This window comes from Gilliamella sp. B3801 (assembly GCF_026536645.1).
Lineage (GTDB): Bacteria > Pseudomonadota > Gammaproteobacteria > Enterobacterales > Orbaceae > Gilliamella > Gilliamella apicola_I.
On the sequence record NZ_JAFNNR010000022.1, the window covers coordinates 1 to 2,463 of the forward strand.

General features: G+C 38.4%; 1 pseudogene. It reads right to left on the minus strand.

The window, feature by feature from the left end:
* Positions 1–2,463 (minus strand): annotated as a pseudogene (locus J3U14_RS11610) (hypothetical protein); the annotation flags it as partial.

The following is a 2,463-nucleotide window of genomic DNA, read 5'->3' on the forward strand; positions in this document are numbered from 1 at the left end:
TTTGTTGTGTCTGCTGCTTTTGCTTAGCTAAACCTTTGGCGACATCATCCCACCAGAGCATTTTTGTCGCTTTTTCTTTGGTTTTTTCCCATAATTTATACTTCTCTTCTAACCCATTTATTATGCCCAATAATTTAAGTTGCTCTTGTGCTAATTTCTTGTCGGGTGCATCTTCATAACCATCTGGAAAACGTTGATAATCTCTTTTTTGTTGTTCTAAGCCTTGTTTTATTGATTCTTGTTCGCTTGCGTCCATCTTACTAACATATGCATCACGTTTTGCTTCATCGCCGTCTTTTATATAACCTAAATAATTTTCCGCATCATCGGTCATTTCACTGTTCAATGCTTCCCATTCCGGTCGCTTTCCTTCTGCATTCAGCTCTTCATACCATTCACTTTGATAATTTACTAACAGCCGTCCCAGTGCCATTGTTAAGTGTGGTTTTTCGGATATTCCTTTAAAACATCCCTGTGTTAATGTCGCATATTTATTACTATTTTGAATGTATTGCTTGTCTAATATTGTTAAGGTCTCTTTGAGGGTTGGCTTATAGTTCTCCAGTGAAGCATTATCCTTATTTCGGGTTTCCGCTTTTTTCGCATTCAAATAAAATTCTTTTAAACTGCTGGTTTCTGTAATCTGTTTAAAACCAAACCACTCCCAACCACTGACTTTCTTCACGCCCTCACTGCCAATAAATGTCCATCCTTTAATAGGAACATTTTGACTATCCACTGCATGCTCTATCCATAACCATAATGTCCCCTTTTCATCCATGGCTCGTTTATCATTCTTGATTAAATCTTCATCATTTAAATTCAGTAGCAACGGTGGTGTATCGACTTCTTTTTTACTGGTTGTTAACTCACTCTGTTGTAATGGAAACTTGCTCCATGCCTTTGTGGTACTGGCTAAATCTTTTAGATTACCTTTTTCTTTTAGTTTATCCTGTATCTCTTTATTATTCTCTATCCATAATGTTTTAGTTTCACTTTTCGATGTTTGAATCTCTATTTGGAACCAGTTGATATTCCGTTCCTTACTTAATATTTTTATTTCCGAACCTTTAAGGCGCTCACCGACTTTTGTATCCGATTCTGATGCTGACGCCAGTAATTTTGCACCTTTTGATATGCCAACCAATGTTTTATCTTCATCGGGTATTTTAGCTGCTTCTGTCTGCGTTTGGGTGATGAACGTCGGCAAATCGTCACAAGTAAAGCATTCAACATGTAAACTTGGTTTATATTGACTTGCTGTTAAACCTGTTTTTAGCGGTAAAGTCGCCATCTCTATATAATTACCGTCTTTATCTTTTTGTTTGCTGATGCCTTTATTTTGATTATGGCCAATATGCCCCACTAAATCACCGGCTTTGATTGGATGCGGTTTATCTAATACCACTACCTGATTATATTCTTTTCCTCGGGTGATGTTTTCAAGATTATCGCTCCATACGAGTTTTTTTCCTTCTGATAAAGGAATGGTCGGTTGCCCGTCACGGACTATCTGGGCTAATTCAACAAACGTTTTAGGTTTTTTCTTACCGCTTATTTTTATTTGAGTTCCCTTTGGTAACATAGACAGTATGTTTTTTTTACTTTCATCCCTGACTCTCAGTCCTTTTGATTTGGCAAAATTTTTATTTTTATCTTTATCTTTATTTTTTATATCAAATTCGGATTCCGTGAGCTGCTTTTGAGTTCCATTGAAAACCCAACCGATAATCTGCTTTCCTTCATGCTCATAAGGCGTTAATACCGGAATTGAACAATAACCTTCCTTTAATGAGGTCACCGCATACCATTTATAATCTTCGGTATGTAACTCAAGATTCAATTCCACTTTGGTGCCCGCTTGTAAGACTGCAAGAATCTCACCTTTTTTTAAGTCAGGCTTCTTTCGAATATTTAGTCCTTCGACAAAATCTAAACCTTTTTCAGTGACCCGATAAATATCTTGCTCCCAAAATGCCGGCGCAGGCTCTTTGGGGTTATCCTCATAGTACTTTGTATCTGCCAAATGCATATATAAACTATAAAAATACAGCTGATGACCGGGCTGTTTAGGTTTAGCCGTTTCAGCAGCAGGCGGTTTACTTGCTGTTGATGCGTCACCGGTTGTCGTTGGGGGAGTTGGCGTATTAGTATTTGTGCCCGTTGGTGATGTTTTTACCGGCGTTGTAGTCGTAGGCTGTGTATTTGACGACGGTAATGCATTGGCTGCTGGCGCTGTTGAATTTTCAGTTGAGTTAGTGGTAGCTGCGTCGGGTGATGACTGACTTTCGGTTGTTGGAGTTGGTGTCGCTGCCGGAGCCACTTCTTCAATTCGTTCCATTTCAAGCAGATGACGAACTAAAACAAAACCGGTTGAAAAAAAACCAACCTTATCACCATAATCAACTTTTTGATAATTGTCGTTTACCCGATAAGCAATGACTTCACCATCAGCTATACAGC